The organism is Spirillospora sp. NPDC049024, from assembly GCF_040649235.1.
GTDB lineage: Bacteria > Actinomycetota > Actinomycetes > Streptosporangiales > Streptosporangiaceae > Spirillospora.
In genome coordinates this window covers 26,377-52,453 of record NZ_JBEZFD010000013.1, presented here as the reverse complement: position 1 = coordinate 52,453, position 26,077 = coordinate 26,377, and the positions used below count along the sequence as shown (strand labels likewise).

The window sequence follows — 26,077 nt, the reverse complement described above, 5'->3', positions numbered from 1 at the left end:
GCGAGCAAGGGAGAGCGCCATGGAGCACAGCCCCGCAGTCCGGGGTCGCGGGATCAGGAAGACCTTCGGGGACGTGGTCGCGCTCGACGGCGTCGACCTCGACGTGGCCGAGGGGCAGGTCCACGGCCTGGTCGGCCCCAACGGCGCGGGCAAGACGACGCTGCTGGGCCTGCTGCTGGGCCTGGCCGTCGTCGACGGCGGGAGCCTGGAGATCCTGGGCGCGCCGGTGGGACGGACGCTCGCCGTCCACGGCGGCGTCGCGGGCTTCGTGGACGGCCCCGGGCTCTACCCGTCGCTCACCGCGCGGCAGAACCTCGCGGCCCTGGCCTCGCTGCGCGGGCGCGGCTCCCGCGACGCCGGTGTGGACGACGCGCTGGAGCAGGTCGGGCTGACGGACGTCGCCGACGACCGCATCCGGGGCTTCTCGCTGGGCATGCGGCAACGGCTGGGGCTGGCCGCCGCGCTGCTGACCGAACCGCGGCTGCTCGTGCTCGACGAGCCGGCCAACGGCCTCGACCCCGCCGGGAAGCGCCACGTCCACCGCGTCATCACCCGGCTCGCCGCGGGCGGGACCGCGGTGGTCCTGTCCAGCCACCGGATGGACGACCTCGCCGCGCTGTGCTCGGAGGTCACCGTCCTCGCCACCGGGCGGGTCGTCTTCTCCGGGACGGTGGGCAAGCTCGCCGCTGAGAGCGGCGAACTGGACTACCGGCTGCTCACCTCCGATCCGGACGCGGCCCGCCGGGTGGCGGCGGACCTGCCGGGGCTCGCCGTCCCGTCCCGCCGCGACGGCGCCGGCCGGCAGGACGCCGACGCGCTCGTGGTCCGCGGGGCCGTGCCGGTCATCGAGGACCTGGTGGTGCGGCTGGTGGAGGCCGGCGTCGCGCTGCGGGAACTGGCGCCCGTGGTGCCGCCGCTGGAAGCCGCGTTCCTGGCCCTGACCGGAACCGGGCGGACCGCCGCGACCGACGCGGCCGACGAGGAGGACGCGGCGTGACCATCGCACCCACCCGGATCGAGGCCAAGCCCGCGCCGCTGGTGCGCGGCTACCGGTTCGAGCTGGTCAAGCTGCTGTCGCAGTGGCGGACACGGCTGATGCTGCTCGTCTGTTGGATCGGTCCAGCCGGCTACGTGGCGGTGGTGAGCCTGCAGAGCATGCTGCCCACCGACACGGTCTTCGGCCGCTGGATGCACGCGACCGGCTGGGCGGGGCCGCTGGTCGTCCTCGACTTCTCGTGCAGTTGGGCGCTGCCGCTGCTGACGGCGCTGGTGGCCGGCGACGTGTTCGCCGCCGAGGACCGGCTGGGTACCTGGCGCCATCTCCTCATGGCGGTCCGCTCGCCGCGGCGGATCTTCGTGGCGAAGGGCCTCGCCAGCGTCACCGTGCTCCTGCTGCTGGTGGCGGGGCTGGCCGGGTCGGGCATCGCCGGGGGCCTGGCGGCGGTCGGCGGCCATCCGCTCGTCGGGCTGGACGGCCACCTCCTCTCCCCGGGCGACGCGGCCGGCACCGTCCTGCTCGCGTGGGCGTGCGTGCTGGCGCCGACGCTGGCGTTCGCGGCGGTCGGCCTCCTCGGATCGGTCGCCCTGGGCCGCTCCCCCATGGGGCTGCTGATGCCGGCGCTGCTCGCCTTCGCGTTGCAGCTCGCGCAGCTGCTCCCGCTGCCGGTGGCCGTGCGGACGGCCCTGCCGAGCCACGGCTTCCTCGCCTGGCGCGGCCTGTTCACCAGCCCCGTCCAGGCACGCCCCCTCGTCATCGGCCTCGCGGTGAGCCTGGCGTGGGCGGCCGTCGCCACCGCGCTGGCCTACCGCCTGTTCCTGCGCCGCGACTTCACCGATCCGTCCTACGAGGGGTCGGGACGGCGCGTCCTCGTCGCGGGAGCGCTTCCGCTGACGGGCCTGGTCGTCCTCACCTTCGCGTTGGTCAGCGCCACGACCCCGGCCGAGGGCTCCGGGATCGAGCGGACGAAGGTCCAGAACTCCCTCGCCACGGTGTACGGCCACCTCTACCGGTTGCAGACGCGGCAGCTCCACCGTCCGGACGTCACCGAGGCGGAGCTGCGGGTCACCGCGTCCTGCGACAAGGGCGGCTCCCGCGTCGCCGACGAGGGGCCGGGCAACGACTGGCGGTGCGTCGTGTCCTGGCACCTGCCCGGCGCGACCGCCGTGGGCAGCGCCATCTACCAGCTCGACGTCACCGCGAACGGGCGGTACGTCGCCGACGGCGACGGCCCCAAGGAGGTCAACGGCTACTTCCAGATCCGCACCCCGACCGGGGACGCACCCAACCCCCTGTGGCAGTTCGACGGGCACGTCGACCTGCTCGCAAGTGCTCCGGAGGAGTAACAGATGCACGTCACGCGCCAACGCGCCCCGAAGGCCCGGACCGGGCTCTTCGGTTCGCGGACCGGCCGCCGGACCCGCCTCGTGGCGGCCGGCACCGCGGCCCTCACCCTGGGCGGCGGCGGAGTCGCCCTCGCCTCCACCGAGGTGTTCGGCTCCAACCAGGTCGGCTCCACCACCAGGGACGGCGGTCTGCAACTCGCCGGCGACCAGGTCATCAAGCCGATCGGCGACCGCCTGCTCGTCGACAACGGCAAGCTGCTCGCCTCGACGGTCAGCCCGGACGGCCGCCACCTGGCGGCGCTCACCAACGACCGGGGGATCGCCCTCACCATCGTCGACCTGAAGACCTACAAGATCCTTCAGCAGGCCGGGACCGACAAGTCCGCCGGCGTGCGCATCAGCAGCAACAACGTCGGGCAGGAGGGCCCGGCCTACTCGCCGGACGGCAAGACGCTGTGGCTGCCGCAGGCCACCGGCTTCAACCGCTTCCCGGTGAAGGACGACGGCACCCTCGGCGCCCCCACGTTCATCACCATCGCCGCTCAGGGCCAGAAGAAGGCCATTTCCGCCCAGGCCGTCTTCGCCGCCGACGGCGCGACCGTGTACGCCGCCGTCAACGGCCAGAACCGCGTCGTGGCGATGGACCCCGCGACCGGCGCGATCCGGCGGAGCTGGACCGTGGGCACCGCGCCGCGCGGCCTGGCGCTCGTCGGGGGCAAGCTCTACGTCAGCAACGAGGGCGGCCGTCCGGCCAAGCCCGGCGAGACGACGATGAACTCCTACGGCACCGACGTCCCGGCGAACCCGGACACGGGGGCGACGACCACCGGCACCGTGAGCGTGATCAACGTCGCCGAGCCGGACGCCGAGGTCCGCTCCATCGACGTCGGCCTGCACCCGACCGCGCTGCACGCGGCCCGCGGCGCGCTCTTCGTCACCGACACCTTCGACGACCAGGTCTCGGTCATCGACACGTCCAAGGACAAGGTCGTCCAGACGATCGCGACCCGGCCCTGGCCGCAGTCCGACGTCGGGTACGCCCCGAACGGCGTGACCCTCACCAGGGACGGCCGCCTGCTGGTCACGCTCGGCCGCGCCAACGCGGTCGCCGTCTACCGCTACACCTCGCCGCAGGCGCCGGTCCGCTACGTCGGCCTCCTCCCGACGGACTACTACCCGGCGGAGGTGACCACCGTCGGCGAGAACGTGGTCGTCACCAACATGCGGGGCATCGGCGAGCGCGGCCCGACGCGCACCATCGACAAGGGCGCCGGGACGAAGCCGGCGACGGGCCACAACACCCACGACTCGACCGGCTCGCTGCTCCGGTTCCGGCTGCCGTCCGACAAGGTGATCGCCAAGTCCACGGCCACGGTCTTCGCGCAGAACGGCTGGGGCAGGAACGACGTCAAGCCCGCCAAGGGCAGGCCGCAGCGCGCCGTGCCCGTCCCGCGGCGCCTCGGCGACCCGTCGACCATCAAGCACGTCTTCCTGATCGTCAAGGAGAACCGCACCTACGACCAGCTCTTCGGCGACGACCCGCGCGGCAACGGCGACCCGTCGATGGCGCAGTTCGGCGAGAAGGTGACCCCGAACCAGCACGCCCTGGCGCGCCAGTTCGGCCTCTACGACAACACCTACTCCATCGGCACCAACTCCGCCGAGGGCCACAACTGGCTGGTGCAGGCCGACAACCCCGAGTACACCGAGTCCAGCGCCGGCCTGTACGAGCGCAGCTACGACACCGAGGACGACGCGCTGGGCCACCAGCGCACCGGCTTCCTGTGGACCGGTGCCGCGGCCGCCGGCAAGAGCGCCCTCAACTTCGGCGAGTTCACCCAGTTCCTGACCAAGCCCGCGGGCGCGACGTGGCAGAAGTTCTACTGCGACGCCCGCACCATGGCGGAGACCGGTCAGAACACCACCCTCAAGACCGACACCCAGTCGCCGATCCCGTCCCTCAACAAGATCACGGTGCACGACTATCCGAAGTACGACACCAACATCCCGGACATCTACCGGTACGAGATGTGGAAGCGGCACTTCGCGGCCAACGGCCCGGCCAACCTCAACATGTTCTGGCTGTCCAGCGACCACACCGGCGGCGCGCCGAACTCGGTCGCCCAGGTCGCCGACAACGACCTGGCCGTGGGCAGGATCGTCGAGACGATCTCGCACAGCAAGTGGTGGAAGGACTCCGCGATCTTCGTGATCCAGGACGACACCCAGAACGGCGTCGACCACGTCGACGGCGCGCGCGGCCCCGTCCAGATCATCAGCCCGTGGGCGAACCACGGCACGGTGGACAGCCGCTACTACACGCAGATCACCATGATCCGCACCATCGAGCAGATCCTCGGGATCCAGCCGATGAACCAGAAGGACAGCGCCGCCACCCCGATGAGCCGGGCCTTCACCACCAAGCCCGACTTCACGCCGTTCACCGCCAAGCCCAACCAGGTGCCGCTCACCGACGGCCTGGCCACCCCACCGGACTGCGGCAACGACACCCCCGCCGGAGCCGCTTCGGCCAAGCCGGCCGCACTGACCGCCGACCAGCAGCGCATCGCCGACGCGTGGACGGCCTGGCAGCGCAAGCAGGCCCAGAACGGGTCGACCACGACGCCGGACCGCGCCAACCCCGTGATGATGGACCACTTCACCTGGTACCAGTCTCACGACTGGTCCACGCCCTACCCGGGTGAGAAGAAGGTCCTCACGCCGGACGAGGTCCCCGGCCGCTACCTGCCGTCCCCGGAGACCGACGGCTGATCTCCGCGACCCCACGGCCCGCCGGCGACCCCGGCGGGCCGTGCCGCCGTTCACGGGGCCTGGAAGTAGTGCCCCTTCTCCAGATCGTCGATGAGGCTCGGGCCGGTCGGGCTCCACCCCAGCAGGTCGCGGGTCAGCGCGCTCGACGCCGGAGCGTCCATGCTTACGGCTCCGGCGAGCCACCCGAAGTGCCCGGCGGCGTCCTCGGGGGCGATGGACGCCACGGGCAGGTCGAGACGGCGTCCGATCACCTCGGCCACGGCCCGCAGCGACAAGCCCTCATCGTCGTTCGCGTGCAGCGCCGACCCCGCCGGGGCCTTCTCCAGCGCCAGCCGGAACAGCCGCGCGGCGTCCGACACATGCCCCGCGGGCCATCGGTTGGCTCCGTCCCCGATGCATCCGGAGACGCCCTTCTCGCGCGCGATGCCGACCAGCACGGCCACGAAGCCCGGGTCGCCCTCGCCGTGCACCGTCGGCGGAAGCCGGACGATGGACGAGCGGACACCGCGAGCCGCGAACGAGAGCGCGAGCTGCGCGGTGGCCTGCCGAGCCTGTACCCCCTCCCCTTCGACGGGCTCACGCCCGTCCCGCTCGGTCGCCACCCGCCCGGGCGCGAGCCCGAGCAGGCCGGAGGCGAGCACGAAGGGCTTGTCCGTCCCGGCGAGCGCATCACCGAACGCCTCGACGGCCCGGCGATCGGCCTCGGCCGCCTCCTGGAACCCGCCCGCGAACGCGATGTCGTGCTTGAACGCGAGGTGGACGACACCGTCCGCCGCTTCGGCCCCCTCCCGCAGGGCGTCGAGATCGTCGAGCGTGCCCCGCCGCACCTCGACTCCGGCCGCCGCCAGCTTGGCGGCCGAGGAGTCCGACCGCGCGAGCCCGATGACCTGATGCCCCGCGCCGATGAGTTCCGGGAGGAGCGCCGAGCCGATCCAGCCGGACGCCCCGGTGACGAAAACGCGCATGAGAAACCTCCAACGACCCGATCCATCGTCCAAGCGACGACAGTCACTGTCATCACCATAGCTCACCGATGACAGTGACTGTCATCGAGTTAGGATCGAGGCCATGGGGCGATGGGAGCCGAACGCGCGAGGCCGGCTCGAAGAAGCGGCGCTCGACCTCTACGGTGAACGCGGTTACGAGAAGACGACGGTGGCGGAGATCGCCGCCCGCGCAGGCCTCACCGAGCGGACCTTCTTCCGCCACTACGCCGACAAGCGCGAGGTCCTGTTCGCGGGCTCGTCCCTGCTCCAGGACGTCCTCACCAAGGCCGTGGCCGACGCGCCCGACTCCGCGACCCCGCTCGACGCGACGGCCGCCGCCCTGGACGCCGTCAGCGCGATCTTCGTGGGCCGCCGCGCCCACGCCCGCCGCCGCCAGGCCGTCATCGACGCGAACACGGAACTCCGCGAACGCGAACTCATCAAACTGGCGACCCTGGCCTCCACCCTGGCCGACGCCCTCCGCCGCCGAGGCGTCCCAGACCCCACCGCCCCCCTGACCGCCGAAACCGGAATCGCCGTCTTCAAGGTTGCCTTCAACCACTGGCTCAACGAACCCGCCGAGGAGGAACTGGCCGAGAGCATCCGGCGATCACTCGACCACCTCAGGACCGTGACAGCGCCCTGACATGAGGTGCGGGACGCCGACGCCGCCTCTCGGCGTGCCCACGCAGGCGTTCCGGCGACTGTCGGCCCTCCGTGATCTAGTGGCGGCCGATCGAACCGGTCACCTGGAGGCTGGCTTGGGTGTTTTGACCGACTATCTCCGCGCACCCGACGCCGGGGTCGTCGTACGGGCGATGGAGGAGGAGGCGAAGCGGATCATGTTCGAGGAGGGTCTGCTGGGCGTCGAGCCGCCCGACGACGCGCTCGGTGACCCGCCCTTCGGTGCAGGTCTCTCCGCTCTCGGAAAAGTCGACGCCACCGGAATGGACGACGACAGCCTGTTGCCCGAGCTCATCGCGGCCATCAGGCGGGTTCCGACGAGCCGAGGGCTGGTCGAGCAGACCATTGTGTGGCCGATATCGCCGGCTCCCGGGCCCGATGGCCCTGCCGAGGACGATGCTTGGGCAGGGGGCCCATGGGTGTGGGAGTTCGACGTCGGCGTCCGGGACACACTGGCGGGTGTTCACGACACGGAGATACCGGAGGTAGCCGCGCGGTGGGGCCGCTCCGAGGCGGTACGCAAGTACGAGGCGCAGGCGGATGTCCTGCTGAACCTGGTCGAGCGGCTGACACGGTTCGCCAGAGAAGCCCGCGAGAACGACGAGCGGCTGTACTGCTTGACGTCCCTCTGACTCTCCACGCCCCGCCACAGACCCCGCCGGAGCCGTGAAAGGGCGGGCCGGACGGCACGAAACCGGTCGCTCAGTAGGGGCCGCCCGCACGGAAGGCTTCAACGATCTGCATCGCCTTCTCTTCGCTGACCTCCTCCAACTCATCGGAAAAGCTGGAGTGCTCCCACTCGACGATGATGCCGGTCCGATGCCATTGAAGATCTCGTTGGAGGGCCTCGTCCAGAGTTCCGATATCTGGAGAGCGGCGCCGTCGAACGATGCCGTGCGGGTCATCGACCGTCTTGCCGCGTCCCGTGATCGCGTAGTACGTGATCTCTTCTTCGGGCATACTCAGTTCTCCTCCTTGCGATAACTCGCTATGTCGGCGATACCGGCGGGAACAGGGATGCCCGCCGAGACCTCTCGCTGGAAGGCTTCCAGCTTCACGACATCGTGACCACTGGTCAGCGGGTTCCCGAGTTCTGCTTCCATCCCGAGCGAAAAGAATTCGGTCCGCCTTTGGCATTTGTCTGGCAGCCGCTATGGATTGTCCGGCGCCTTTCAACTGGGTCAGGACGGGTCGAGCAGGACGCCGGGGTTGAGGATTGCGGACGGGTCGAGGGTGGATTTGACCGCTCGTAGAGCGGCGGCGAAGGGGGCCGGGCGTTGGTGGTCGTACCAGGGGCGGTGGTCTCGGCCGACCGCGTGGTGGTGGGTGATGGTGGCGTTGTGGGCGGAGAGGACGTCGGACACCGCTGTCTTGATCTCGTCCCACTGGGTCACCGTTGAGCCCCAGCGGCCGGATGCGTAGACGCCGAAGTAGGGGGCCGGGCCGTCCGGGTAGACGTGGGTGAAACGGCACGTCACCACGCCTTCGGCGCCGACCGCGCGCATCGCCTCCTGCGCCGCCGCCGTGATCGCCTCGCGCAGGGCGGGGAAGGCGCCCCAGGTGCAGGCCGTCTCGAAGGTCTCCACGATCATGCCGTGGGCGGCGAGGGCGTCGCGCTGGTAGGGCATGCGCAGGAACGCGGTGCGCCAGGTGTCGGACGCGTCGCGCTTCGAGCGGGGCTGCGGGTCGCCGCCGTGGTCCCGGCAGAGTTCCAATGCTCGGTTCAGGGCCGCGTCGACCGGGTGGTCGGCTGATTCGAAGCCCAGGACGAGCACCCCGCCCGGTGCGTCGGTGCCTGCGTTCAGCAGGGCTTCCATGGGGTCGAGCAGGCGGCAGTTCGCCGGGTTCAGACCGGACTGCGCCAAGGCCCGGGTCGCGGCCACGGCGCCGTCGTAGTCGTTGAAGAGGACGGACGCTCCCGCGCGCCAGCGGGGCCGGTCCTGTAGACGCATCCACGCTTCGGTGATGACGCCCAGGGTTCCTTCGGAGCCCAGGAAGAGCCGGTCGTGGGAAGGGCCCGCGCCCGAGCCGGGCAGCCGCAGCGACTCGCTCACTCCCACGGGAGTCACCACCCGCAGGGACTCCACCAGGTCGTCGATGTGGGTGAGCACGGTGGCGTAGTGGCCGCCCGCGCGGGTGGCGAGCCAGCCGCCGAGCGTGGAGAACTCGAAGGATTGGGGGAAATGCCGCAGGGTCAGGCCGTGCGGGCGCAGTCGGTCCTCCAGCGCCGGGCCGTAGATGCCCGCCTGGATCCTGGCCGCCCTGGCGGTGGTGTCGATGTCGAGGACGTCGGCGAGGCGGCCCAGGTCGAGGCTGATCGCGGGCCCCGCGAAGCGCGGCTCGACACCGCCGACGACCGAGCTGCCGCCGCCGTAGGGGATGACGGCGATCCCCGCGCCGGTGCACCAGTCCAGGACGTCGACCACATCGCGTTCGTCGCGGGGCCTCAGCACCAGATCGGGGACCTCGCCCACGTCGCCCAGCAGGTTGCGGACGACGTCCCGGAACGCCTTGCCGCGCGCGTGGCCGAGCCGGTCGGACGGGTCGTCCGAGCAGAGGCCGGCCAGGGACGGGGGCGCGGCGATCCGCGGGGGCCGCAGGTCCAGGTCGCCGATCGCCGGGGGCTCGTGGTCCCGCAGATCGGCGCCGGGGAGCAGGGCCGCCACCCGCCCGACCAGCGCCGCCCGCTCCGCACCCGCGACCGCGTCCCGCAGATTTCCCCAACCCCACCAAGACCGCATCGCACCATGATGCGCCATGGGGACGCGGGACGCCCCGGCGCGTCGGCTCCCCGGCACGGCCTCCCTAGGAGGAGGCGCGGAACCTGTCCGGGAACTGCGCGATGATGCCGCCGGCGAGGATGTCGGACAGCTTCAGCATGTGCCGGAGGGCGAGCTCGAAGTCGGTGATCGACTTCTTGTAGTCGCCCTTGAGGAGGTCGACCGAGTACACCTTCGTCTGGGTGATGTGCTCCCTCATGATCGGCCGCGTCGCCGACCGGGGCCAGTTCCGCGGGTTGAGCTTGGTGAGGAAGTCGGCGATCTGCCTGGCGTTCGCGTACCACGCGGCCATGGCGTCGCGCAGTCTCGCCTGGTCACCGGCCTGCGCGGCCTGGAGCACCGGAACGGCCAGCTTGATGTGCGTGAGCAGGAGGTCGGTCAGCCTGTTCGCGGCGGCCGGGCCGTAGAACGGCTCGAACGATCCCCCGATCTCGCGCTGGTTCTGCAGCAGGCGGTCGAGCGTCGGTTGCAGCGCCGCCCGGTTGTGGAAGAACGCGTCGACCGTCGCGTACGTCCAGTGCATGTGGTCCGACCACAGCTTCCGCATGGCCGTGTAGAGCGCCACCTTCTGGTCGTGGTTCGACACCTCGTACCCGGCCGTGGCCGCACGGCCGCCGACCGGCGACGAGACCGCGGCGGCCGCCGTGGCGCCGTGCGCACCGGACCCGACGAGCTGGGTCGCCGCGATGACCGCCGCCGCGAAGGCGGATCCGACTGCTCTGCTGCCTCGCTGCCTACCGTTCATCCCTCGTCCTTTCGCATCGCGCACCGCACGCGCAATGACGGATTGTCACTCCTTATCACTCAGAGTTATATGTACTGAATCGCGCCTCTAACTCCAGGCACGGAAAAACCTTGGCGCACCTCTCCCCGTGAGCGGCAGGAGCGCCAGGGCACGCGACCGCGGGGTGGACGGCGATGCCGGGATGGGCGGCGGCGGTCTCCTCCAGAGCGTCCTTCCGGTCGGAGGGACCCGCGTCGGTGTCGCCGAGCAGTGACCGAGACGGCCGGCGGGGTCCCGGGGTCGTCAGTCGAGGCAGAACTCGTTGCCTTCGGGGTCGGTCATCACGATGTGGCCGGCCCCCAGCGGGGGCTCGGGGTCGTGGCGCTGGAGACGGGTGGCGCCGTGGGAGACGAGGCGCTCGGCCTCGGCCTCCAGGGCCGCCATCCTCGCGTCGCCGTCGAGGCCGGGCGCGGCTCGCACGTCGAGGTGCACGCGGTTCTTGGCCTGCTTGCCCTCCGGGACGCGCTGGAAGAACAGCCGGGGCCCGGCGCCCTCGGGGTCGACCACCGCCGAGGCGTCGTTGCGGTTCTCGGGCGGGACGCCCATCGCCTCCAGGGCGTCGTCCCACGAGGCGAAACCGCCGGGCGGGTCCTGCAGCCGGTAGCCGAGGGCCTCGGCCCAGAAGGCCGCCAGCGCGGCCGGGTCGGCGCAGTCGAAGGTGATCTGGACGTCGCGGGCCATGTCAGCTCGCCTCCTTGTGAGTGTGCAGGTAGAGGTCGCGGAGCAGGCACACCTCGGAGAGGTGGTGGATCAGCTCCCGGTGGATGTGCAGGACCAGCGCCGCCAGGGGACGTTCGGCGTACGGCCCCTCGGCCTCGCCGCACGGGCGGGCCAGGCCGGCCTCGCCGAGGGATTCGACCCCGGCCAGCCATGTCGCGTACTCCGCGTCGAGCCGGGCCAGCGCCTCGTCCGCCGTCGCGGCGTACTCGAACGCCTGGTAGTCGGTGGGCGCGCGCCCGAAGTGGGCGGCGCTGCGCGCCGCCAGCACACCGACGATCACGTGCGAAAGCCGCCAGGCGATCGTGGTGAGCGGGGCCGGGTCGGGCCGCGTCATCGCGAAGTCGATGGTCATCGCACCGGCACCGGTCTGTACGGGCGCGGTGCCCGTGCCGCGCGGACGCACGCTCCAGCAGCCGGGCGCGGGCTCCCAGAAGTACTCGTCGTCGGTAAGGCCGCTGATGCGGGGACGCAGCTGGTTGTCCCAGTGCCAGGAGATCTGCTCCCGGAGCAGCGGATTCCAGGTGTCGGTCATGGGGCCAGTGTGGCGGCAATCGCGGACAGCTACGGTCCGCAATTCGTGGGACGATGCAGGCGTGAGCGTGGAGGGGACGACCGAGCGGGTCCTGCGGCTGCTGGCGCTGCTCCAGCGGCGGGCGTCCTGGACCGCCGACGCGCTCGCCGCCGAACTGGGCGTCACCGACCGTTCGGTGCGGCGCGACGTGGAGCGGCTGCGCGCGCTCGGGTACCCGGTGCACGCGACGGCGGGCGTGGGCGGCGGGTACCGGCTGGGCGCGGGCACCCGGTTGCCGCCCCTGCTCCTCGACGACGAGGAGGCGATCGCGACGGCGGTGTCCCTGCGGATGGCGTCGGGCGGCACGGTCGCCGGGGCGGGCGAGGCGGCGCTGCGGGCCCTGGCGAAGCTCGACCAGGTGATGCCGCCCCGGCTGCGCGCCGAGGTGCGGGCGGTGCACGGCGCCACCGAGACCCTCGTCGGGCCGGGCGTCGAGATCGACGCGGAGTTGCTGGTGACGCTCGCGCGGGCGTGCCGCGACGAGGTCCGGGTGCGGTTCCGCTACCCCCGGCGCGGCGGCGGGGAGAGCGAGCGCACGGTGGAGCCGGTGCGGATGGTCGCCACCGGGCGCCGCTGGTACCTGATGGCGTGGGACGTCGACCGCGACGGCTGGCGCACCTTCCGGCTGGACCGGATGCGCGAGGCCGCGGCGACGACCTGGCGGTTCCGGCCGAGGGAGCATCCCGACCCGGTCGCCTACGTGCAGCGGGCCGTGACCGAGGCGCCGTACCGGCATCTCGCGCGGATCCGGGTGCACGCCCCTCCCGACCGGGTGCGGGAGCTGGTCCCGCCCCAGGTGGGACGGGTCGAGGACGATCGCGAAGGCTGGTGCGTCCTCGTCGTCGGCGCGGCGGACCTCGACTCCCTCGCCCTGCACGTGGCCAGGCTGGGCTTCGAGGTGGAGGTGCTGGAGCCCGCGGAGCTGCGGGAGGCCGCCGCGCGGCTCGCCCGGCGCCTGGCGGCGATGGCCGGTTAGGACGCCGGCTGGAGGTGGACGAGGATCATCCAGGTGCGCTCGTCCTTCGTGTACGCGGCGCGCACGCGGTAGCGGCCCGGGGCCAGGTCGATCTTGAGGTGGTTGCCGGGCTCGGGGGTCGCGCCCGGCCAGGCGGAGTCGAACAGGACGACGGGGCCGTCGACGTCCCAGCCGAGCTCCTCCTCCCAGTCGACGTGGTGGACGGCCTGCCTGGCCGCGTCGACGAGCTCGGACTCGGAGTCGGCCGCCGCCCAGCGCACGAAGAGGCGTTCGTCGGGCAGGTACGTCGTGGTGGCGGGCTCGTCGCCGAGGACGAGGCCCTGCCCGGCTCCGACACCGACCAGCCCGATGTAGCCCTCGACCGCGCAGGCGCGACCGTAGTCGCCCCAGGTCTCGACTGGGCCCTCGTCGTCGGTGGAGCCCTCCCAGCGGGCGAGCTGCGACGCGGGCGCGGCCAGCAGCGGTCCCCCACCGGACTCGACCCAGTCCATAGGCACACCCTCTCGTCGCCGGAGGCGTCAACGTACACCGCGTGTCGGACATCCTCCCCCGTGACGTGGCCATATGCGACGATTAAGGTGGATTGTGGTGATGCGGCGGGAACGACGGCCGGACGGGGCGCCGCCGCCATGCACGACCTCCCCTCACGCGCGGGCGCCGGGCCGGCGAGGGGGAAGTATGCGCAAGGTGGCCGACTGCAGGGACATGCCGAGCGAGATGGGCTGCACGCTCACCATCAGCGGCGAGGAGGACGAGGTCGTCCGCGCCGCCGCCGAGCACGCCGCCTCGGTCCACGGGCACGACGACACCCCGGAGCTCCGTGAGGAGATCCGCACCCACCTCAAGAACGAGCGCGCGACGGTAGGGGGTTGAGCCCTGTGAGCTTCGTACAGATCATCGACTACCGAACCGACCGCCAGGACGAGATGGACGGGCTGTTCGACGAGTGGGCGAGCATCAGCGAGGGCAAGCGCACCGCGACGCACGAGCTGCACACCCACGATCGCGAGGACCCGTCCCACTTCGTCGACATCGTCGAGTTCCCCTCCTACGAGGAGGCGATGCGCAACAGCGACCTGCCCGAGACCCGGCGCCTCGCCGGGGAGATGGAGGCGCTGTGCAGCGACGGCCCGCGGTTCCTGAACCTGGACGTCATGCGGGACGACTCGCTGTGAACAGGTAGTTCATGGGGAAGCCGAGGGTGTCGCGGGGCAGGGGCGGCCAGGGCCAGCGGCCGAAGGAGGCGCCGTCCTCGCCCGGCAGGCGCACCTCGGAGGCCGGCCAGCCGCAGGAGTCCAGGAACTCCTCCGGCCGGTCCGTGCCCCACAGCCACGGGCAGCCGTCCGCGCGCAGGCGCGCCAGGCCCTCCCTGGTGAACTCACTGATCATCGACTGGTGGGCGATCAGGTCGCCGGCCAGCGCGCTGCCGGGGGCCGACAGGGACGCCAGGCGCTCCAGGAGCGTCCTGGCGTCCCGTTCGGCGAGGTAGAACAGCAGGCCCTCGACGATCCACAGGGTGGGGACGGACGGGTCCCAGCCGGCGGCGCGGAGCCGCTCGTCCCAGGGCCCGGTCAGGTCGGCGCCGACGGCGTGCCGTTCGCAGCGGGGGCGGGCGCCGAGTTCGGCGAGCCGCTTCTCCTTCCATTCCACGAGGTCGGCGTGGTCCAGCTCGTACAGGACGGTCCCGTCCTGCCAGTGGAGCCGGACCGAGCGGGTGTCCAGGCCGGCCGCGACCAGGACGACCTGGGGCCGCGCGGACCGGGCGACCACCTCGTCCAGCCAGCGGGTGCGGATGGCGAGGAACTCGGTCGTGCCGGGGTTGTCGTAGCGCTCCCAGCGGGCGAAGCCCTCGGGGCCGGCGAGCGCCTCGGCGAGCTCGTCGGCGAACAGGGCGTCGGCGCGGCGGGTCTCCACCGCGCGGGCGGCGGCCGTCCAGCGGGCCGTCGCGGACACGCCTTCCATGGTCGTTCTCCTCTCAGCGGCGGCCGGCGGTCACGGCGTCGACCAGGCGGCGCATCGACTCGGGGAGGCGGGCGGGCACCATGTCGCCGCCGGGCCCCGGGCGGACGCACGCGACGCGCTGTTCGCCCGTGGCGACCAGCTCCTCGCCGTCGGGGCGCTGCCGCCAGTACTCGAACTTCATGGTCATCTGGGTCTGGCCGACCTCGCCCGGCGTCATCCGGACGGCCACCTCGTCGAAGATCGTCAGTTCCCGGAGGTACTCGCACTGGCAGCTCACGGTGAGCAGCCGCACGCCTTCCCCGAACCCGGCGACCACGTCGGGGGTGTACTCGCGCAGGCACAGCTCGCGGGCGCGGCCCTGCCAGGAGATGTAGTTGACGTAGTTGACGTTGCCGAGCAGGTCGGTGTCCTCGATGGTGACGACGTGCCGGTACTCGAAGCCCTTCACGCGGGCGCCTCCTCGGTCAGCACCGCCAGGACGACGGGTTCGGCGACGCCGCGGACGCCGGTCGCCATGGTCGCGACGCGGGCGTCCCCGGCGGCCAGCACGACCCAGCCGTCCTCGTGGGTGGAGTGGACGGTGAACGGCGTCCCGGCGGAAAGCCCCGCCTTGGCCGCCGACTCGACCGCCGCCTGCACGCGGGTCGCGGCCGTGTCGAACTCCTCGTCCAGGGCGTCGGCGAGCGCGAGGCCGTCCGCGCCGAGCAGCCCGGCCCACGTCTCACGGTCGCGGGAGGCGACCAGGCGGAGGTCGCAGCCGGGGGTGCTGGACGCCAGCGTGACTCCGGCGTTGTGCGCGATCGACACGGTCGCGCCGGTGCTGGTCTCCGGCCTGCCGTCCGGACCGAGGCGCAGGGTGACGTCACCGCCGAGCAGCCGCCGGACGGCCAGTCCGGCGGCCTCCTCCGGGGACGCGCCCTCCGGGTCGGTGTCGACCACGGCGCGCCCGGCGAGGCCGAACGCCACGAGGGCGTGCTCGACGTACGGGCCGAGGAGGGCGGGCACCCAGCCGGCGGGCAGCGGGAACTTCTCCACCATCCGGGTCGTGAAGCCCTCCCACGTCTCGATCAGCTCGCCGTCCTCGTCGGTGACCTCCATGTCCCAGCAGTCCTCGTCCAGCCGGTAGCGGGCGTGGACGAACGCGGCGGTCGCGCCGGCGCGCGGTCCGGGGACGAGCCGCCGCACCCCCGCCGGGATCGCGAGGACGGTCGGGGCGCACAGGGCGAGGGGCTGCATGTAGGCGTCGCGGGCGGCGGGGTCGCCGAGCAGCAGCCGGTCCGGCAGGTAGCGGCCGAACCAGGCCACACGGGTGTCGGGCAGCAGCCGGGCGGTGACGTGCTTGGCGTCGGCGCGCCGGATGTCGCCCATCAGCCGGAACCGGGGCCCGTGGAACAGCATCGGCCCGTACAGCTCGGTCTGCGGGTCGATCGCCATGGGCGGCAGCGCGGCGTTCTCCGGCCGGACGAGCCCGGCGCCCTTCGGCGCGGCGGCGGGCGCCTCGCAGACCGCGCGGAAGTGGTCCACCTTGAAGTCGGTGGTGCTGCACCGCACGACCGTGGCGACGCTTCCGGTGCCGGTGCGCAGCGCGGCGACCCGGACGGTGACGGTGGCGTCCGCGGCGACCGCGATCGCCCGCAGGAACTCCACATCGGTGAGGACGGGCGCCGCGCCCGACGCGACGTCCAGGCCCAGCAGCGCGGCGGCGGCCTGCGCCATGATCTCCATGCCGACGGTGCCGGGCAGGACGGCCTCGGTGCCGCCGCCGAACACGTGCTCGGCGAGGTAGGGGTCGCTGCCCCAGCCGACGTCGGAGTCGGCGACCAGCTCGATCCCGGGGTAGTGCACCCGGGGCCGCTCCAGGAAGCGCAGCAGCGGCGGCTCGTCCGCGCCGAACGACACGGTCGGCATCTCGCCGAACCGTCCGGTGACGACGGCGACGACCGGGGCGTCCGGGTCGGCGACCAGGTCGCGCAGCATCGCCACGCCCTGCTCTGGGGTGATCGTGGTGACGCCGGCGCGGGACAGGTTCTCCACCGAGCCGAGCCGCTCCCCCATGCCGACGCCCGACCACAGCGACCATTCGACGGCGCGGAACCGGCAGTGCGGCAGCTCGGCGGCGAGCCGCTCGACCAGGTCGCTCTGCCATTCGTTGGCGACGGCGTAGTGGGCCTCGCCGCGCAGCCCGGCGCGGCCGGTCATGCTGCCGAAGGTGATGACGAGCCGGAGGCGGGCGGCGTCGACGGCGGCGAGGACGGCCTCCAGACCCGCGACCTTGGGGTCGATGGTCCGGGCGTAGTCGTCGTCGGTCAGCTCCTCCAGCAGCTTCGGGACATTGCCGCCCGCGCCGTGCAGGACGGCGGTGACCGGTCCGAGCGCGGCCTGCGCCTCGGCGACGGCCTCGGCGACCCGGGCGGCGTCGGTGACGTCGGCGCGCAGGTAGCGGGCGGTGACCCCGGCGGCCTCCATGCGTTCGAGGTTGGCGGCCAGCTCCGCGTCGCCCGCCGGGTCGGACCGCCCGACCAGGGCGAGCCGGGCGCCGCTCTCGCGGGCGAGGGCGAGGGCGCACTCGGCGGAGATGCCCTTGCCGCCGCCGGTGACGAGCAGCACGTCGTCCGGGCCGAGGGGCAGGTCGGTGCCGCGCGGCTCGACCGGCGCGAGGACGGGCTCGCGCCGGGCGCCGTCGTGGATCACCTCGCGGAACCGGCCGGTCGCGGCGGCGTCCGCCGCGACCAGCGCCGGGGTCGCGGGATCGCCGAGGTCGGCGGTCACGACGGTGGTCGCCACCCAGGGCGCCTCAAGGTGCAGCGTCTTGGCGAACCCGGCGGCGCCCGGCCCGTCCTGGACGAAGACGCAGCGCGTCACGTCCTTGCCGGCGAGGACGGCGTCGGCGCCCGCCCGGAGGACCGCGAGACGGTCCGCGCCGGAGGGGACGACGACCAGGACGCCCTCGCCCAGTTCCGCCGCTTCCAGCGCCTCGCGCAGCGGCCGGGCGGCGGGGTGCTCCCCGACGACCCGCCAGGAGCCCGCGGCGCGGGGGGCGACCCGTCCGGGGGCCGCCGTCTCCCGCCGGTCCACCGCGAAGGCCCGCACCCACGGGCCCACCCCCGGCGGGACGATCTTGGCGGCGGCGGCCTCGGCGTCGTCCTCCCCGGCGCCGCCGGTGGCGACCAGCTCCCGGAGCGTCTCGGCGACCTGGCCGAGGGTGGCGGTCGCGTAGCCGGTGGGGGCGGCGGTCTCGGCCAGGTCCAGGGTGCGCATGGCCTCGCCGACCAGCTCCGACACGACGATGGAGCTGAGGTGGAGGTCGTCCAGGAACTTGCTGTCGGCCTGGACGGCGTCGAGCGGGAACTCGGCGCGGCGCGCGACGAGCGTGCGCATCAGCAGCAGCGGGTCGTCCGTCCCGACCTCGTCCGGGACGCCGGTCTCGGAGGCGGCGCCGGGCGCGGCGGCGCGGGCGGTCGCGTCGGCGAGCAGCGCGGCGTCCACCTCGGGGACGATCTCGCAGAAGTTGGAGATGAACACCGGCTCGGTGTCCGGGTCGAACGGCCGGACCAGCCGGTCGGCGAACAGCTCCCCGACCCGCACGCCCGCGCCGACGGCGAACGCGGCGCCGAGCGCGCCGAGCAGCCCGGTCAGCGAGTCCTCGTCGGTGCGGGTCGCGACCGCGGGCACGCCGGTGATCTCGCGGGCGAGGTGGGTCAGGACCTGCCCGGGCCCGACCTCGATGAGCAGGTCCGCGCTCTCTGCGCTGTCCGAGGGGGGACGACCCCCCACACCCCCCGAGGCGCCTCCGGCGCCTCTTATGGCGGCACTGAGAGCCTCCGCGAACAGGACGGGCGCGGTGATCTGCTCGCGCAGGAGGCCGCGCAGCTCCTCCGGCGTCATGCCCGGAGGCAGCGCCGCGCCGGTCACCGTGGAGAACACCGGACGGCGCACCGGCGCGAGCGGCTCGCCGCGCAGCCGGCCCTCGAACGCCTCCGCGGCGGGCGCGACCAGCGGCGAGTGGAACGCGTGCGACACCGGGAGCCGGACGGCCTGCAGCCCGGCCCGGGTGGCGCGGCCGATGACCCGCAGCAGCCCGTCCGCCGGGCCGGAGACCACGGTCTGCCGGGGGCCGTTGTGGCCCGCGATGACGACGCCGTCGTCCGCGCCATCGAGCAGGGCGGCGACAGTGGCGGCGTCCGCGGTGATGCCCGCCATCGCGCCGTCGTCCTCGGCCAGCTCGCTCATCGTCGCGCCGCGCGCCGCGGCGATCCGCAGCAGCGCGTCCTCGTCGAGGGCGTCGGCCCAGTGCAGCGCGGTGATCTCGCCGAGGCTGTGCCCCACGGCGGCGCCGCCCTCCACGCCGAGCGCGGTGAGCACCCGCAGCCCGGCGGCCGAGGCGGTCGCGATGCGCGGCTGGGCCACGGCGGTCTCGACCTGGTCGGCGCCGGCGGGCAGCGCGGCCGCCTCGTACAGCTCCTCCACCGACTCGAAGCGGCGGCGCAGCGCCCCGCCGTCCGAGCGGGTCCCCGAGCCCTGGCCGGGGAACAGCAGGACGATGCGCGGCTGCTCCCCCGGACCGCCGACGAACACGCCGGACGCCGGGTCGATGTGCCGCACGGCCCCCTCGCCGGCCTGCCCGGTCGCCTCCCCGGCCAGGTCCGCGACGCGGCGCAGGGCGGCCGCGAGCGCCGCCGGGGCGCCCGCGACGACGGCGGCGCGCCACGGCCGCCGCGCCAGCCGCCCCGCCAGGTGCGCGGCGAAGTCGGGCAGCTCGGACCGGGCGGCGGCCTCCGCCACCCCGGCCAGCGCGGTCGCCCGCTCGGCCAGCGCGGCGGGCGAGTCGGCGTCCAGGACGAACAGCTCCGCGTCCTGCGGGGAGTTGAGGACCGTGCGGGTGCGGTTGGCGACGCGGGCGCGGCGCGACGGCCGCGGCGCCTCGACCACCACGTGCGTGTTGATGCCGCCGAAGCCCATCGCGCTCACGCCCGCGCGCAGCGGCGCGCCCTCCGGCCACGCCTCGCCCTTGCGCAGGACGCGCAGCGCGTCGCGGCCGTCGTCCAGCAGCGGGTGCGGGCGCTCGCAGCCGGTGGTGGGCGGCAGCACGCCCGCGCCGACCGCCTGCACGCTCTTGATCAGCCCGGCGACGCCCGCGGCGGCCTTGGTGTGCCCGATGTTGGCCTTGATCGAGCCGACCGCGGCGGGCGGCGCGGACCCGCCGGCCGCGCGGCGCGCCTCGATCAGGGTCTCCAGCTCGGCGGCGTCGCCGACGGCCGTGCCGGTGCCGTGCCCCTCGAAGTAGGCGACCTCGTCCGGGCCGAACCCGGCGCGCCGGTAGGCGCGGTCGAGCGCCAGCCGCTGCCCGTCGGTCTCCGGGCGGGTGATGCCGCCCGCCCCGTCCGACGACACGCCCCACCCGTCGATGAAGCCGCGCACGCGGTGGCCCCGCGCGACCGCGTCCTCCTCGCGCATCAGCACGACCATGCCGCAGCCCTCTCCGGGCCAGAACCCGGCGGAGCGCTGGTCGTAGACGCGCATCTCCTCGACGGCGAGCGCGCCCGCGCGGGAGAACCCGATCAGCTCGGTGGCGTCGACGCTGATGTCCACGCCGCCCGCGACCGCCAGGTCCAGGTCGCCGGTCAGCAGCGAGTTGCACGCGGTGATCACCGACAGCAGCGACGACGCGCACGCGCCGTCCACGACGTAGCCGCCGCCGTTGAAGTCGAAGTGGTTGCAGATGCGCCCGGCGATCGTGTTGGACAGGCCGCCCGCCAGGGAGTCTCCGTCCGGGACGGGGAAGGGCGCCTTGTAGGAGTGCTCCAGGTCGGCGAGCAGCGCCGCGAGGCGGTCGGTCCCGACGTCGCCCTTCAGCGCGTCCGCCACCACGCGCCGCACGTACGGCCAGCGGAGCCGCATCTGCGCGGCGCGGATGCCCTCGCCGGTCAGGGAGTTGCCGACGAGCACGCCGGTGCTCTCGCCCGGCGCTCCGCGCCCCTCGGGGAACCCGGCGTCGGCCAGCGCCTCGGCCGCCGTCTCCAGCGCCAGCCAGTGGGTCAGGTCGGCGTTGCGGTAGGTGGAGCCGGCGACCTTGAACCGGACCCGGTCGAACTCCCAGTCGCGCAGCAGCGCGGCCTCGGTGATGTAGATCTGGTCGGCCGCGGAGCGGTCGGCGCTGTAGTAGTCCTCCAGCCTGATCCGCTGGGACGGGATGCGGCGGAACGACCGGCGCCCGGCCAGGACGTTGTCCCACAGCTCCTCGGGAGTGGCGGCGTCCGGGAAGCGGCACGCCATGCCGACGATCGCTATTCGAGAACTCACAGTGCACCCCAATACGGCGGCGAAAGGCCCGCGCATTCCCGGGCAGCCCGTTTTCGGGCACGCCGAATCGAGCGCCGTGCCCAGGGATGGAGGAAATGCGGCCAAGCCGTGACTGACCATTCTCGGAGCGTGCGGACGCCGCCCGCGGCGCCCGCCCATTCCAAGATCAATCTGTAAGTTACTGAACTGTAGGCAGCCTGGTCTCACGGCGTCAAGGGGCCGAACCGAGCATTAGTGAACCATTTTCGAGTCTTCCGCGGCCATTCTCGGCCCACTCATGCCCGGCATCACGCGTTTGCGGCGTACCGCGCTCCACATCCCGCTTGGTGCCCGCTTGACCGCTTTCCCGGTGAGCACCGCACGCAGCGCGACGGACGAAAAGCCGTCCGTCACGGGACGCAATTCACGGCGGCACCGGAGCACGCGCGAATTTCGCTCGCGGAAATGGGTGATCCTTCAACGACGCTCGGAGGCGTGCTCAGGTCCATGGCCGGCGTGCTGCGGGCCGGCGGGCCGATGGAGACGGTGTGGAAGTCGGACGGCTTCGATCAACCGGCCGGGGCCGTGACCGGATCGGTCTCGGGTGAGCGCCGGCGGGCGAGGACGAGGCTGGTCATCGTCGTGACCGCCATCGCGGCGACGCCGACCAGCGCCGCGGTGGTGTAGGCGCCCTCGTCCGGGAAGAGGCGGCCGGTGTCGGTGCCGGCGGCCAGGACCAGACCGCCGATGGCGCTGCCCAGGGAGTACCCGACGCTGCGGACGACGTAGTTGAAGCTCATGGCGCTCGACGTCTCGCTCTTGGGCGTGACGGCCAGGATGACGCCGGGCATGGCGGCCGAGAAGCCGCCGACGCCGAAGCCCAGCACGCCCATGGCCACGAGCAGTTCGGCCAGGTTGGACCGGGCCGCCGCGAACAGGACGAACCCGCCGCCGACGATGGCGGCGCTGCCGGCCAGGAGCAGGGGGCCGTCGATCCGTTCGCGGAGCCGGGGCGTGAGCTTGCCGGCGACGAACCCCAGCACGGAGAACGGGATGAGGACCAGCCCCGCCACGAAGGTGCTCAGCCCGAAGCCGTAGCCGGCACTGTGCGGCGTCTGCGCATAGCGGGTGATGAGCGTGAGCAGGAGGTACATGCCGCTCCCGCCGACGAACATGGCGATGTTCGCCCCGGCGACCGCCGGGTGCCGTACCGCCCGGACGTCGACCAGAGGCGTCGTGCTGCGCAGCTCGGAGGCGGTCCAGACGCACAGCAGGAGCACGGCCGCGACGGCAAGGGGCACCGCCACGGCGAGGTGCCGGCTCCACAGGCTCCTCTCGCCGGCCAGGAACAGGACGAGGAGCAGTCCGCCCGCCAGGACGAGCGCGCCGGCCGCGTTCACGTGAGCGGAGCGGCCTTCGGGAGCCGCGGGCATGGAGCGCCAAGCGGTCAGGAGCGCGATGGCGGTGACGAGCAGGCCGAGGCCGTAGGCGGCCCGCAGTCCGCCGAACTCGGCGAGCAGCGCGGCCAGCGGGTAGCCGACGCCGGCTCCGATGATGGAGACCACCGAGATCAGGGCGATCGCGGCCGCGCCGCGCTCCTTGGGAAGATGGTCGCGGGCCACGCCCATCATCAGCGCCGTGAGACCGAGTCCGACGCCTTGGGCCGCTCTGCCCACGAGCAGCCAGGCGAACGGCAGCGGCAGCACGGTGAGCGCGCTGCCGACGACGACGATCGCCAGCGTGGCGAGAATCGTGGCCCGCCGGTGCGGACCGGCGCCGAGCCGGCCGAGGACGGGTGTGGCGACGGCGCCGCTGAGCAGGGCGATGGTCAGCGTCCACTGCGCGCTGTCGAGGGAGACGTGGAACGTGGTCGCCACGCTGGTGATGAGCGGCGTCCCGAGGCTGGCGACCACCGCCACGACCAGGGCGATGAACACCAGGGCGGGGACCAGCAGACGTGCCTCGGAACGTGTCGGGGCAGTGCTCCCGGGCTGGTCATGAGCTTCGGCCGCGGTCACCGGTCCGACTCCTCTCGGGCGTGGCTTTCGAGATCCGCCAGATGCAGCAGCGCCGGAAGGGCTGCCGCCAAGGCCTCGACCTCGTCATCGGTGAGCTCGTCGATCAACCGCGCGTACGCGTCGACGCCCGCCTGGCGCCGCGTCCGGACGTACGACGCGCCGGCCTCGGTCAGGCGCACCAGCGTGACCCGCTTGTCGGACGGATCGCCCGTCCGCTCGACCAGCCCGGATTCCTCCATCACCCGGACCAGGACGGTCATCGCGGGCTGGGTGACGCCCTCGGCCGCCGCCAGATCGGTGATCCGTCGCGGGCCGGTCTTGTCCAGGGTGGCCAAGGTGGCGGCGGACGTCAGGCTCATGTCGCGGGGAAGGCGTCTCACGGCCCTGGTGGCCAGACCGTAGAGGGCTGCCCCGATGGCATCGGAAGCGCCGTGCGCGGCGCCTTGGCGGCTCATGCCTGAAAGATAGCAGCTTTATATATAGCCTTTATGCATCTCTCGGGCGCTCGTCAGAACGGGACGCAACGGCGGGGGCGGTGTCGCGGGACCTTCGAAGTAATGACACACTTACTTCAGTTTGTCTCATGGAGGTGTACATGCCGGCGACCGTCCAGCCCCCCGAGAGCGTCACGTGGCGCGTCCACATCGACCGGTCCATGTGGGTCGGGGGCGTGCGCAGCCTGATGCTCCAGGCGCTGCACCCGATGGCGATGTGGGGCGTCTGGCAGAACTCCAACTTCCGCGAGGACCCGTTCGGACGGCTCCAGCGGACGTCCGACTTCGTCGGCCTCGGCACGTTCGGCAGCCCGGAGGAGGTCGAGGAGGCCGCGTACCGGGTGCGGGAGATCCACCGGAGCCTGCGCATCCTCAACCACGACACCGGGAAGAAGGAGCGGCTCGACCAGCCCGAGCTGCTGCTGTGGGTGCACTGCGCCGAGGTGTACTCCTACCTGGAGGTGGCGCGGCGGGCCGGGCTGCCGCTGACGGACGCCATGGCCGACCGCTATCTGTACGAGCAGCGCACGTCGGCGACGCTCGTCGGGCTGCACGCCGACGACGTCCCCGGCAGCGTCGCCGAGATGGAGGCGTTCTTCGCCGAGATGCGGCCGCGGTTGCGGGTCACCGAGGAGGCGGCGGAGACCGTCCGGTTCCTCATGTGGCCGACACTGCCGGACAACCTGAAGTTCCTCTCCCCCGGCAAGCCCGGCTACTTCCCGTTCGGGGCGCTCTGCTACTACTCCCTGCCGGACTGGGCGCGCCAGATGTACGGGGCGCTGCCCGAGGTGCCGCAGCCCGCGGTGACGGCGGCGCTGAAGTCGTTCCGGCTCGCGATGAACTCGGTGCCCGAGCGCGTCCACGACTACGCGTTCGCGAAGAACACCCGCGACATGCTGGACCGCGCCCGGCAGCGGCTCGCGGCCGACGGCTACGACCTGAGCAAGGGCCTGTACGGCCTGCGCGACCCGCGCCGCTGGCCCGACCGCCGGGCCCTCACCCCCGCCTAGACGGCGTCGACGGGGAGCGCCGCCCACGGCTCCTTGCGCGGGGCGGCCTCCCTGCCCTCGGGGCAGTGCCGGGCGAAGTCGCACCACGAGCACAGGTTCCCCGGACGCGGCGGGAACAGCTCGTCGAACGGGCCGTGGTCGACCTCCCCGTCACGGGGTCTCGGCACGGTGCGGTTCCCCTTGGCGGGACCGGCGATCTCACGGTAGGCGTCGTCGGCGGCCGCGGCCTCGGCGGCGATCTGCTCGGCGCGCCGGATGTGCCGGGCCAGCGACTCGTCGGTGTGCTCCCACACCGCGACCTCGCCGGACGGCAGGTGGTGCAGCTCGACGCGGCGGCACGGGCGGCGCAGGACGCGCGACGCCGCCACCGCGTAGATCGCCATCGCCAGCGAGCCGCGGGCGTCGTCGGCGGTGAGGACGTGCCGCCCCGTCTTGTAGTCGACGACGACGAGCTCGGAGCCCCGCGCGTCGAGCCGGTCGATGCGCCCGGACACCGCGATCCGGTCGGTGCGGGTCGCCACGGTGCGCTCGACGCCGAGCGGCTCGTCGGACGGGTCGAGCCCCGCGACGTACCGCTCCGTCATCTCCCGGGCCCGCTCACGCCACTGCGCGGACTGGGCCTCGTCCCGGAAGCCGTCGGTCAGCCAGCCCCGGACCAGCAGCGTCCCCGCCGCCTCGGGACTGCGCTCGTGTACGGGCAGCCGCCACCAGCCGGCCAGCGCGTTGTGCACGCTCGCCCCGACGCTGTTGTGCGCCCACGGCGGGCCCTTCGGCGGCATCGGACGATCGAGGTAGGTCATCCGGTACCGGCGCGGGCAGTCCAGCCACGTGTTCAGCCGCGACGGCGTGCACGTGTACAGCCGCCGGGGCATCCCCTCGAACCCGAGCTGCTCCAAAGCTCCGCCCTCTCTGGGGGGACGACCCCCCAGACCCCCCGGCACGGGGGACTGACCGCTGCCCTCCGCTTCGCTCCGGGCATCGGTCAGTCGTCGGTCTCCTGCGCCAGCGAGCCCCAGCTCTCCCAGCGGGCGTCCTCGTCGCCGACCGTGGTCTCCTCGCCCTGGGCGGGCAGGACCCGCAGGTCCTTCGGCAGCGGGGTCAGCAGCGCGCCGATCGAGTTGAGCTGCTTGCGCAGGTCCTCGTAGGCGCCGCCGATCGAGCCGGGACGGCCGCGGTGCAGCGTGTCGCCGGAGAACAGCAGGCCGAGCTGCTCGCTGATCACGCAGACGCTGCCGGGGGTGTGGCCCGGGGTGTGCACGATCTCGAGCTGCGCGTCGCCGATCTCGAAGACGCCGCCGTCCTCCAGCCAGATGTCGGGTTCGAGGGAGCGCAGCGCCTTGGCGTCGTCCTCGTCGTCCTCCTCCTTGGCGAGGCGGCCGAAGTAGTCGCGCCACAGCAGCCGGTCGGCGCGGTGCAGGGCGATCGGCGCCCAGTTGTCCTCGTCCTCCTCGCCGGCGGCGGCGACCTCGAGGACCACGCTGAGGCGGTGCTCGTTGCCGTCGGTCAGCAGGACGGCCATGACCTCGCGGTCACCGACCTCCTTGAGGATGGCCTCGGCGTCGTGCGCCGGGTCGATCACGATGACCTCGTCGTCGTCGCCGACGATGTAGGTGTTGTTCTCGACGTCGTACTCGGTGTCGTCCAGGGTGAGCTTCCCCGACGTCACCACCTGTTCGATGCGCGCGTCCACGCTTCGCA

Annotated in this window: 24 protein-coding genes; 9 read left to right on the top strand and 15 right to left on the bottom strand. The window is 73.0% G+C overall.

Translation table 11 applies throughout. From position 1 onward, the window contains the following. Window positions 1-19 precede the first annotated feature (19 nt). The 3 genes from AB0C21_RS23990 to AB0C21_RS23980 are packed head-to-tail and all read left to right on the top strand — an operon-like array spanning window position 20 to window position 5,115. On the top strand, window positions 20-997 hold the full coding sequence (locus AB0C21_RS23990) for an ABC transporter ATP-binding protein (RefSeq protein ID WP_500207047.1): 978 nt from the start codon (window positions 20-22) through the stop codon (window positions 995-997). Next, window positions 994-2,343, top strand: a complete 1,350-nt coding sequence (locus AB0C21_RS23985) for a hypothetical protein (RefSeq protein WP_500207046.1) — start codon at window positions 994-996, stop codon at window positions 2,341-2,343. The genes AB0C21_RS23990 and AB0C21_RS23985 overlap by 4 nt, the downstream gene beginning before the upstream one ends. A 3-nt stretch (window positions 2,344-2,346) precedes the next feature. Then, on the top strand, window positions 2,347-5,115 hold the full coding sequence (locus AB0C21_RS23980) for an alkaline phosphatase family protein (RefSeq protein ID WP_500207045.1): 2,769 nt from the start codon (window positions 2,347-2,349) through the stop codon (window positions 5,113-5,115). 50 nt (window positions 5,116-5,165) lie between these two features. On the opposite strand, the gene AB0C21_RS23975 is transcribed toward AB0C21_RS23980, so the two are convergent. Continuing rightward, window positions 5,166-6,080 carry an SDR family oxidoreductase gene (locus AB0C21_RS23975; protein WP_500207043.1) on the bottom strand — a complete coding sequence of 305 codons (915 nt, stop codon included), beginning with the start codon at window positions 6,078-6,080 and terminating at the stop codon, window positions 5,166-5,168. A 103-nt stretch (window positions 6,081-6,183) separates the two neighbouring features. On the opposite strand from AB0C21_RS23975, the gene AB0C21_RS23970 reads away from it, so the two are divergent. After that, entirely contained in the window at window positions 6,184-6,747 is a 564-nt protein-coding gene (locus AB0C21_RS23970; protein ID WP_500207042.1) for a TetR/AcrR family transcriptional regulator, read from the top strand. A 34-nt stretch (window positions 6,748-6,781) separates the two neighbouring features. Then, on the top strand, window positions 6,782-7,417 hold the full coding sequence (locus AB0C21_RS23965) for a hypothetical protein (RefSeq protein WP_500207040.1): 636 nt from the start codon (window positions 6,782-6,784) through the stop codon (window positions 7,415-7,417). Between the two features lie 70 nt (window positions 7,418-7,487). On the opposite strand, the gene AB0C21_RS23960 is transcribed toward AB0C21_RS23965, so the two are convergent. The 6 genes from AB0C21_RS23960 to AB0C21_RS23935 form a co-directional block, all read right to left on the bottom strand. Further along, the gene (locus tag AB0C21_RS23960; RefSeq protein WP_500207039.1) at window positions 7,488-7,745 is read right to left on the bottom strand and encodes a hypothetical protein; all 258 of its coding nucleotides are present in this window, start codon (window positions 7,743-7,745) and stop codon (window positions 7,488-7,490) included. A gap of 2 nt (window positions 7,746-7,747) precedes the next feature. Beyond that, the gene (locus AB0C21_RS23955; protein ID WP_500207037.1) at window positions 7,748-7,888 is read right to left on the bottom strand and encodes a hypothetical protein; all 141 of its coding nucleotides are present in this window, start codon (window positions 7,886-7,888) and stop codon (window positions 7,748-7,750) included. Window positions 7,889-7,966: 78 nt separating this feature from the next. After that, window positions 7,967-9,526 carry an FAD-binding oxidoreductase gene (locus AB0C21_RS23950; RefSeq protein ID WP_500207035.1) on the bottom strand — a complete coding sequence of 520 codons (1,560 nt, stop codon included), beginning with the start codon at window positions 9,524-9,526 and terminating at the stop codon, window positions 7,967-7,969. 64 nt (window positions 9,527-9,590) lie between these two features. Further along, window positions 9,591-10,310: a hypothetical protein gene (locus AB0C21_RS23945; protein WP_500207033.1), complete on the bottom strand. Its 720-nt coding sequence runs from the start codon at window positions 10,308-10,310 to the stop codon at window positions 9,591-9,593. A gap of 282 nt (window positions 10,311-10,592) precedes the next feature. Beyond that, the gene (locus tag AB0C21_RS23940; protein WP_500207032.1) at window positions 10,593-11,030 is read right to left on the bottom strand and encodes a VOC family protein; all 438 of its coding nucleotides are present in this window, start codon (window positions 11,028-11,030) and stop codon (window positions 10,593-10,595) included. A gap of 1 nt (window position 11,031) precedes the next feature. Continuing rightward, window positions 11,032-11,601 carry a DinB family protein gene (locus AB0C21_RS23935; protein WP_500207030.1) on the bottom strand — a complete coding sequence of 190 codons (570 nt, stop codon included), beginning with the start codon at window positions 11,599-11,601 and terminating at the stop codon, window positions 11,032-11,034. Between the two features lie 67 nt (window positions 11,602-11,668). Here AB0C21_RS23935 and AB0C21_RS23930 point away from each other — a divergent pair, with 67 nt between their 5' ends. Next, complete coding sequence (locus tag AB0C21_RS23930) at window positions 11,669-12,616, top strand: helix-turn-helix transcriptional regulator (protein WP_500207342.1); 948 nt, start codon at window positions 11,669-11,671, stop codon at window positions 12,614-12,616. On the opposite strand, the gene AB0C21_RS23925 is transcribed toward AB0C21_RS23930, so the two are convergent. Further along, on the bottom strand, window positions 12,613-13,107 hold the full coding sequence (locus AB0C21_RS23925) for an Imm21 family immunity protein (protein ID WP_500207029.1): 495 nt from the start codon (window positions 13,105-13,107) through the stop codon (window positions 12,613-12,615). The two genes, AB0C21_RS23930 and AB0C21_RS23925, sit on opposite strands and share 4 nt — an antisense overlap. 196 nt (window positions 13,108-13,303) lie before the next feature. Between AB0C21_RS23925 and AB0C21_RS23920 the strand changes: the two genes are divergently transcribed. Together AB0C21_RS23920 and AB0C21_RS23915 are read left to right on the top strand one after the other, a co-directional pair. Then, a complete protein-coding gene (locus AB0C21_RS23920; protein WP_235037279.1) occupies window positions 13,304-13,489 on the top strand; it encodes a DUF1059 domain-containing protein in 186 nt (61 codons plus the stop codon). A 5-nt stretch (window positions 13,490-13,494) separates the two neighbouring features. Then, window positions 13,495-13,791, top strand: a complete 297-nt coding sequence (locus AB0C21_RS23915) for a hypothetical protein (protein WP_500207027.1) — start codon at window positions 13,495-13,497, stop codon at window positions 13,789-13,791. Here the strand turns inward: AB0C21_RS23915 and AB0C21_RS23910 are convergent. The 5 genes from AB0C21_RS23910 to AB0C21_RS23890 all read right to left on the bottom strand — a co-directional run bounded on the left by AB0C21_RS23910 (window position 13,769) and on the right by AB0C21_RS23890 (window position 23,330). After that, window positions 13,769-14,578: a class I SAM-dependent methyltransferase gene (locus tag AB0C21_RS23910; RefSeq protein WP_500207025.1), complete on the bottom strand. Its 810-nt coding sequence runs from the start codon at window positions 14,576-14,578 to the stop codon at window positions 13,769-13,771. The two genes, AB0C21_RS23915 and AB0C21_RS23910, sit on opposite strands and share 23 nt — an antisense overlap. Window positions 14,579-14,591: 13 nt before the next feature. Beyond that, a complete protein-coding gene (locus AB0C21_RS23905; RefSeq protein WP_500207024.1) occupies window positions 14,592-15,026 on the bottom strand; it encodes an acyl-CoA thioesterase in 435 nt (144 codons plus the stop codon). Next, window positions 15,023-20,878, bottom strand: coding sequence for a type I polyketide synthase (locus AB0C21_RS23900; RefSeq protein ID WP_500207022.1), 5,856 nt, complete (start codon window positions 20,876-20,878; stop codon window positions 15,023-15,025). Before AB0C21_RS23900 ends, AB0C21_RS23905 begins: the two co-directional genes overlap by 4 nt. A gap of 548 nt (window positions 20,879-21,426) precedes the next feature. Next, a complete protein-coding gene (locus AB0C21_RS23895; protein WP_500207020.1) occupies window positions 21,427-22,875 on the bottom strand; it encodes an MFS transporter in 1,449 nt (482 codons plus the stop codon). Beyond that, complete coding sequence (locus AB0C21_RS23890; RefSeq protein ID WP_500207018.1) at window positions 22,872-23,330, bottom strand: MarR family winged helix-turn-helix transcriptional regulator; 459 nt, start codon at window positions 23,328-23,330, stop codon at window positions 22,872-22,874. Before AB0C21_RS23890 ends, AB0C21_RS23895 begins: the two co-directional genes overlap by 4 nt. 140 nt (window positions 23,331-23,470) lie before the next feature. Here AB0C21_RS23890 and AB0C21_RS23885 point away from each other — a divergent pair, with 140 nt between their 5' ends. Then, window positions 23,471-24,379 (top strand): oxygenase MpaB family protein, encoded by a 909-nt coding sequence (locus AB0C21_RS23885; protein ID WP_500207341.1) that lies wholly within the window; start codon window positions 23,471-23,473, stop codon window positions 24,377-24,379. Here the strand turns inward: AB0C21_RS23885 and AB0C21_RS23880 are convergent. Next, window positions 24,376-25,275 (bottom strand): RecB family exonuclease, encoded by a 900-nt coding sequence (locus tag AB0C21_RS23880; protein ID WP_500207016.1) that lies wholly within the window; start codon window positions 25,273-25,275, stop codon window positions 24,376-24,378. The two genes, AB0C21_RS23885 and AB0C21_RS23880, sit on opposite strands and share 4 nt — an antisense overlap. Before the next feature lie 86 nt (window positions 25,276-25,361). After that, window positions 25,362-26,069 carry an MBL fold metallo-hydrolase gene (locus tag AB0C21_RS23875; RefSeq protein ID WP_500207014.1) on the bottom strand — a complete coding sequence of 236 codons (708 nt, stop codon included), beginning with the start codon at window positions 26,067-26,069 and terminating at the stop codon, window positions 25,362-25,364. Between the last annotated feature and the right edge of the window lie 8 nt (window positions 26,070-26,077).

What these genes read in the sequence shown, in the direction of transcription:
- AB0C21_RS23970 (WP_500207042.1), top strand. Translation starts at nt 6,184, where the DNA reads ATGGGGCGATGGGAGCCGAACGCGCGAGGCCGGCTCGAAGAAGCGGCG.
- AB0C21_RS23910 (WP_500207025.1), bottom strand. Translation starts at nt 14,578, where the DNA reads ATGGAAGGCGTGTCCGCGACGGCCCGCTGGACGGCCGCCGCCCGCGCG.
- AB0C21_RS23980 (WP_500207045.1), top strand. Translation starts at nt 2,347, where the DNA reads ATGCACGTCACGCGCCAACGCGCCCCGAAGGCCCGGACCGGGCTCTTC.
- AB0C21_RS23925 (WP_500207029.1), bottom strand. Translation starts at nt 13,107, where the DNA reads ATGGACTGGGTCGAGTCCGGTGGGGGACCGCTGCTGGCCGCGCCCGCG.
- AB0C21_RS23950 (WP_500207035.1), bottom strand. Translation starts at nt 9,526, where the DNA reads ATGCGGTCTTGGTGGGGTTGGGGAAATCTGCGGGACGCGGTCGCGGGT.
- AB0C21_RS23940 (WP_500207032.1), bottom strand. Translation starts at nt 11,030, where the DNA reads ATGGCCCGCGACGTCCAGATCACCTTCGACTGCGCCGACCCGGCCGCG.
- AB0C21_RS23955 (WP_500207037.1), bottom strand. Translation starts at nt 7,888, where the DNA reads ATGGAAGCAGAACTCGGGAACCCGCTGACCAGTGGTCACGATGTCGTG.
- AB0C21_RS23885 (WP_500207341.1), top strand. Translation starts at nt 23,471, where the DNA reads ATGCCGGCGACCGTCCAGCCCCCCGAGAGCGTCACGTGGCGCGTCCAC.
- AB0C21_RS23975 (WP_500207043.1), bottom strand. Translation starts at nt 6,080, where the DNA reads ATGCGCGTTTTCGTCACCGGGGCGTCCGGCTGGATCGGCTCGGCGCTC.
- AB0C21_RS23945 (WP_500207033.1), bottom strand. Translation starts at nt 10,310, where the DNA reads ATGAACGGTAGGCAGCGAGGCAGCAGAGCAGTCGGATCCGCCTTCGCG.
- AB0C21_RS23890 (WP_500207018.1), bottom strand. Translation starts at nt 23,330, where the DNA reads ATGAGCCGCCAAGGCGCCGCGCACGGCGCTTCCGATGCCATCGGGGCA.
- AB0C21_RS23990 (WP_500207047.1), top strand. Translation starts at nt 20, where the DNA reads ATGGAGCACAGCCCCGCAGTCCGGGGTCGCGGGATCAGGAAGACCTTC.
- AB0C21_RS23935 (WP_500207030.1), bottom strand. Translation starts at nt 11,601, where the DNA reads ATGACCGACACCTGGAATCCGCTGCTCCGGGAGCAGATCTCCTGGCAC.
- AB0C21_RS23960 (WP_500207039.1), bottom strand. Translation starts at nt 7,745, where the DNA reads ATGCCCGAAGAAGAGATCACGTACTACGCGATCACGGGACGCGGCAAG.